Genomic DNA, 5,940 nt, shown 5'->3' on the forward strand with positions numbered 1-5,940 from the left:
TCGATCTGCTGTTTCCTGCGCGCTTTGGCCATGGGCATACTCCTGGTGCGGCGGATTGAACATGTTCACCGTATCCACCACCCCGCAATCCTCATGCCATTTTCGAGAACAGACACCAGCTAACCCTCAGTTTGTTGATATATCAACATCATGGTTGGGGTGCCAGCCACTTCTGCGCCACGCCCGCCGCGGGGCCCGAACTGTTTGACTACGTTGGCCACAGCTAGCTGGGCGTTGCGCTCACAGGGCTCTCCTCGCACGAGGGCGGAAATTCGAGAATTACCGGATTGCACCCCGATCACCCCTGGCGACCACCGGCCCTGGCAAGGGACCCGTGCCCATGCTCAACGGTGAAGGGTGCGTAACCACGTTGCCAAGCTCTAGTAATCACACGCAGAAACGTCTAAATTGATGACACGGACCTGATTCGGGGTCCTCGCTCAGAGGAGACCTTTATGGGTAAAGCAAAAGATGCGCTCGGCAATGCAATGATTGGTGCTACTGCAGCATCGGGCTTCGTTGCAGGGTTGGGGCAGGTACCCCAGGCGAACACAAGTCAGCTTTCAGACGCTCAGCAGGCAAGCCAGGAAAGGAACAAGCCTTCTACTGGAGACGCTCGCGGCAATAACCAGGCGAACACGTCGGGCAAGTAAATCAGTGCCTTGCGCGTTAAACTAGTGTCGTTGCGTTAATTATCATGCAATCAGATTGGGACCTAGTGCCAATCTAGGAGCCTGGCAGACGCAGTCGGCGGCTGCCTCGAAATCAACAAATAGTTTCGAGGCGGCCGCTTTCTCGTAAATGTGATTTGGTTTCGGGACAGAATATGGACGCCCGATCACATGAGGTGCGCCCCGGGGGGGTGATCCCAGCGTTGTAATGCCTGACTCCAAGTCGTAGTTTTTGGCCGAAAGAGCATGAATGAGCGTCCAGCGAGTCGTCAAGTGGAGCCAACCCTTAGCAAAGTCCTTTTGGCATCAGGTGTTGCCCGAGGGTGCGTGGGGTAACGACCTCGATCATGGGACTGTAAGTTGGCTTGACATTGATGCCACTGCCCTCACCCGGACGGAGCCGTATCTGGCTCAAGCACTGACTCGACATGGACAGCTTGGCAGAACTGTCCAACACAGTCACTCCGTCGTCGGATCAAACCGCATTTGGACATTTGTGGTCGATTTCGCGTGAGAGTGTCATCAATCCTTCGGGAAACATGACTACCATTGACGTTCAGAAAGTTCCCGAGAGATGATTTTACAGGAACGGTAGAATATATACCGTGGGACGGGTAAGCGTTTAGTTCCTACCCTCGTGCCTAATTATTCCTCAACCCACTCATAAACTATCTGATTAGTGTTTAGTGTCTTACCTTGATCGGTATTAATCGCATTATATCGACCGAGGATGAAACTCATCTGAATCTCCGCAGTTTGGCGATCGGGCATTTGCCCTGACCGGCCGTGGAACGCCTCGCTGATGGTGAAGACCTCTCCGGTTACCATCTTCAAATGAATCTTGGCCATGTCGATCCCCTCAAATTCATTTCGGCCTGATCGTTAGTCAGCCAGACTGGCGACCGCTACTTCAGGCAGTATGTGTGGCGTACGCGCTAGATGACAGAAGTATACGGTTCTATGTCGCATATCGCACGCGACCCGGTCCAGATATTCAGCACCCCACATTGCATGAACAACGTTCAACATGATCGATCACCCGATTTATAAGAACCTGAATGAGCGCCTACGCCGATCCGCTCGTTGACGGTGCAATCCCCATGAGGGCGTATGAGGCGCAGATGTGGGACGCGCTCAACAAGCACTGGCAGCGCCGCAACAACCGCTGCGGTCTGCCGAACTGGGCGAGTACCACCTTTGATCGCGCCGGCGAAGTCGCGGGAAACGCCGCGCCTTGACAGTCCGTCGGTTTGTCATGATCTCAACCGACCATTGCCTTCGCGGTCGTGATCGCCTTGACTGTGCCCACCAGAGAGAGTCCAGTGGCTCTGGAACAAGGAGACGCCCTGAAGTGCAACGAGTGCGGAGCGACGTGCGTGAAGGATGGCAACAACTGGTGGTGCACCAACGAGAACTGCGGCGCCAACAATTAGGCGCCCACTCGTCGCCGGTGCGTGCTGAGCACTGTGGCTTCGGCACCGCTCCCCCGTGTCCATCGGCGCCCGGAGACCGTGGCAAACACGGGACACCGGTATGAGGCACACCCTACAAGGCCTCCTGGAAGAACGGATACTGTGCCATGCCTGATCTCGCTCAATACCACGTCACCCAGATCGACTGGGCAAAACTACGCCGCTACGCCCAGCGAGTCGCCCGTGAAACAAAGTTGCCCCCGAGTGGGCCTGTGACCCGCACCGAACGGGTGGAGAAAGATGTGCCGGTCGAGAAAAAGACCGGAGGATTTTTCGGCTTCGGCGCGCGCACCCGCACGGTGATGGAACGCCGCAAGGTCGAGGAGGCCATCGAAGTCGTCGGCTCGCACTGGGTGCTCAACCGCCAATACTAGAACGTCACGACCAAGGAACGCATCCGCGGCACCACCGAGGGATCCTTCATGATGGAGGAGGAGTCGATGGAGACCATCAGCGTGGTACTACTCACGGATGGATCTCTGGTGCGCCTGTATCGGAAGGAAGGTCTGGTGTTCCACCGGGGCGGATCGAGCCCCGGTCTTGTCGCGGAGTGGGTGGACTACGAGGCCCGTCCGGTGAGCGACTACGACGTCACCTACGTGGACTTCCGCCACACCCGGGGTCAACAGCCGGTGCTGCTCCGTCACGCCAAGGGCGTTGGGGTGAACCTCGCCCTGAGGGACGTGCTGGAAGGAAGGACGCCACGCGGTGCCTGACCGGGGGCAGTACCAGGCGAGCCGGCTCGACGGGCCTCGGCAACCGGCCTATACCGCCCACACCGGGACCGCCACTCCGTTGCCACCAAAACGTCGGTGGATCTACTCCATGCCCCAGTGGCGCACCGTGATGATGAAACGATGGCCCCTCGGCCTCTTCGACATCCCGTGCTGGGTAACCCCTGCGGAAGTCTTCGCCCAGCAGCTACGCTCAGTCCAACAACCCGGTGTTGCAACGACCGGTTGAACCCAGGCAATACACTGCGCTGCGCTTCACCGAGCACCTGGCGCTGGAGGGCATGGCGCCCTCGATCGGCTCGGTCGGGGACGCCTACGACAACTGCCTCATGGAGTCGATCATTGGCCTCTACAAGACCGAGTGCGTCCGCCCAGGCCCGTTCCTGAAGGCACCGCTGAAGACCGTCAGCGATGTCGAGTACGCCACGCTGGCCTGGGTGGACTGTACAACAGCCGCCGGCTGCACTCCAGCCTTGGCAACGTCCCGCCTGCCGAGTTCGAGGCCGCCCACTATGATCAGATCACTGCGCCCCAGCCGGCGGCGCAGCCCATATGAAGACGGCAGAGAAGCCGTGACGGTTCAAAGACGTTGGAGAGTTGCTTCTCGTGGGTGCCGTGGTGCATCACCCGGAAGACATTGAACTCCTCGGCCAGGCTTCGCGAGAGCATGGGCACGAGCGCCGTGACGAAGCCACTCATGTCCGTCGATCGCGGGGTCATAGCCTGATGCTAGATGAATGGTCGCCAGACGGAGCGATCGGCGCGGACAGCGCCCACCGCGACGGGGCCAGTTAGACCTCGCCTTTGGCAGTCGCTCGCTTCTCTGGCGTTCCCTCTCGACGGCTCGCCGGCATAATGCGAGTCACGGAGAGCTGGCGAGCAATCGCGCCGAATTTGCGTTCTACATCTTCGCGACCGCGCTGACTGAGAAACACTTGCCATACTTCACCCACATAACTATGTGCCGGCGGGTCGTGGCTAAGCAGTCCCCGGGCCGAGTAATCCGTGCGAGCTCGCCACTCGCCGTCCGGGCCCTTCCACGCGAATCGCTGTCCCTTGATGGGCTTCCAACCTAGGGCCGCAGCTGCACCTGGATGGAAGGCGATCCACTCAAAAAACGGTGCGTTGGTGAACCTCTCGTACCCGCGGATGACGAGTTGTTCGTGGTGCCAATAGGTACCAGTCCTATCCGGATACCATGTGGCGCTTGTACCGCGTTCGACAGACGGCGCCTGAACTGGCATTCCTTGAGGCCTGACAGGGCGCATGTGGACGGGGACTAGCTTTCGTTCCTCGCGGGGGAGCCCCCACTCGAGACTGCCCCAGTCTGAGACTTCTGCAAGGACGAAGTCGGGCGCGGACACTATATTGACTCGATAGTGAGCCAGTGCATCCTGTGCCTCGTCACACCACCTACGAGTGTCATACGACGACACCGAGTCGGGGCGCCAGGGCCGAGAAACTGAATCAGAGAGTGGGCTGGGTTCGAGCATCAAGAGTTCAGGCGCCAGTAGCTCAAACGCGAATGCTGGGTAGTGGTCAGGTGTAAGGCCCGCATCTGCGAGACCAGCAAGAACCCGACCGGTCGCGCGTCTGCCGACCATGTACGCCCAAGGTCGGTAGGTGTGTCTCTGCCCTCGACGCTTCAACCGCTCACCCAATGCCCGGGCCCCAATGTCGGTCCAACGGGACCCTGTCGTCTCTTGCGCGAGCTGAGAGGCCCGGTATATGACAGCGGATTGCGACAGCCCAGCTGCCTCCGCCAGGAATCCCAGGACATCGTTGAACGGCGCGACCACTTGCTGGGGATCGTGTGTGTCGACGAAGGGAACGCCCTCGGCGTCGAGTTCGGGCGGTTTATGGGTCGGCAGCGAGGGGAACGTCATCCTATACACAGGTGAGAGCTCACGCCCTGGTGGCCTGGCCGGCGTTCGTCCCCATTGAACACAAATTTGTCGAGCGAGATCCCGCAGGATTTGATCATCGCCGACGGTCGTTCTCTCCACCGCTGCTATCAGCGTGGCTGGCGGGTCGTCCGGCTCTGAGAGCAACAGCACTGAAAGGGCGGACTCGGCTGGCCATCCTCCGCGCTCGACGGCGTCCTCGAGTGTGGCGAAGACGGCCGTCCGGAATCCGGATTCAGTGGATCCCCTCGCCAAGAGCCGCACGAGGGCCCGACGAGCGCCTTCCTCGGGAGCCTTGGCCGGGTGACCCAGATAGTCGCCGACCATTGCCGCAAGCGCACTCACACTCGTGTCGACGGTTGCGCTCATCTGTGGCCCGAGCGTTGCCTTGCGGAACGTCGAATCGCAGGGGGCGATGATCTCGAGGTATGCATCGATGTCCGGCCACGCGGCGCCTACTGCCGCGATGCCTGCGACGAGTTCCAGGATTTGCCTGATTTCGTCTGCCAACTGAGTCCAGGCGAAGATACCACCGGCAATTGTCTCGGCGAGGTCCACCAATGCAAGGCGGGCCATAGCGGGCCCGCCTCTGTATAGTGCGCCAGCGAACAACTTGCGTCGAGTGCCGCCATCGTAGTGTCGAAACCATCCGCTGCTGGGAAGTGTAGTCAGGCGGATCTGTAGGGCCTGCTGGGCTGCTTCCGGGCCCCCCGCAGCTGCCAGGGCACCGCACGCCAGTCCCAATGAGTGCTCGGTTGGCCTCTGGCGTCCAAGTTCCTCTACCAGTGCTTTTGCAACATTGAGTGGGATGGGGTCACGGAGGGTTGCCTCTGCAGCGGTGTCCCACCAATCTGCTGTTAAGTTGGAACGGTCGGGGAGTTTCCGTAGCTGTGCGAGCAATGCAGCGGCTGTCTTGGGCGTTTCCCCATCGAATGTCGTGCCCAGCACATCGTGTGAGTTCCCCTGGTCAACAGCGCCATCTGAAGAGCCATCCGACCGCTCCAGCGAGGGTGTCGTCGCAGTTGCCTCCGCTTCATCGACCAACCCCCACGTTTGCATCGAACGATCAATGATGTCCCGGTCGGTGTCTGTGACAGAGGCTCGAATCCGTTCGATCACGTGCTCGCGATCACGGCCGGTGATAGGCAGGAGCATCTCC

General features: G+C 59.9%; 7 protein-coding genes and 1 pseudogene. 5 read left to right on the forward strand and 3 right to left on the reverse strand.

Annotated features, from left to right (window positions below):
- Positions 1-455: 455 nt before the first annotated feature.
- A complete protein-coding gene (locus ABEA06_RS13695; protein ID WP_345311855.1) occupies positions 456-653 on the forward strand; it encodes a hypothetical protein in 198 nt (65 codons plus the stop codon).
- 663 nt (positions 654-1,316) lie between these two features.
- Here ABEA06_RS13695 and ABEA06_RS13700 read toward each other — a convergent pair.
- Positions 1,317-1,520: a hypothetical protein gene (locus ABEA06_RS13700; protein WP_345311856.1), complete on the reverse strand. Its 204-nt coding sequence runs from the start codon at positions 1,518-1,520 to the stop codon at positions 1,317-1,319.
- Between the two features lie 209 nt (positions 1,521-1,729).
- On the opposite strand from ABEA06_RS13700, the gene ABEA06_RS13705 reads away from it, so the two are divergent.
- The 4 genes and pseudogenes from ABEA06_RS13705 to ABEA06_RS13720 all read left to right on the forward strand — a co-directional run.
- The gene (locus ABEA06_RS13705) at positions 1,730-1,909 is read left to right on the forward strand and encodes a hypothetical protein (protein ID WP_345311857.1); all 180 of its coding nucleotides are present in this window, start codon (positions 1,730-1,732) and stop codon (positions 1,907-1,909) included.
- Positions 1,910-2,250: 341 nt separating this feature from the next.
- A complete protein-coding gene (locus tag ABEA06_RS13710; protein WP_345311858.1) occupies positions 2,251-2,517 on the forward strand; it encodes a hypothetical protein in 267 nt (88 codons plus the stop codon).
- Between the two features lie 66 nt (positions 2,518-2,583).
- On the forward strand, positions 2,584-2,859 hold the full coding sequence (locus ABEA06_RS13715; protein WP_345311859.1) for a hypothetical protein: 276 nt from the start codon (positions 2,584-2,586) through the stop codon (positions 2,857-2,859).
- Between the two features lie 248 nt (positions 2,860-3,107).
- Positions 3,108-3,433, forward strand: a pseudogene (locus ABEA06_RS13720) (integrase core domain-containing protein); the annotation flags it as partial.
- Here ABEA06_RS13720 and ABEA06_RS13725 read toward each other — a convergent pair.
- Positions 3,394-3,597 carry a hypothetical protein gene (locus ABEA06_RS13725; protein WP_345311860.1) on the reverse strand — a complete coding sequence of 68 codons (204 nt, stop codon included), beginning with the start codon at positions 3,595-3,597 and terminating at the stop codon, positions 3,394-3,396. The pseudogene ABEA06_RS13720 and the gene ABEA06_RS13725 sit on opposite strands and share 40 nt — an antisense overlap.
- Before the next feature lie 71 nt (positions 3,598-3,668).
- On the reverse strand, positions 3,669-5,940 hold a 2,272-nt coding region (locus ABEA06_RS13730), incomplete at its 5' end, for a hypothetical protein (protein ID WP_345311861.1).

It is taken from the genome of Kocuria gwangalliensis, from assembly GCF_039544365.1.
In the GTDB taxonomy this organism is placed as follows: domain Bacteria; phylum Actinomycetota; class Actinomycetes; order Actinomycetales; family Micrococcaceae; genus Kocuria; species Kocuria gwangalliensis.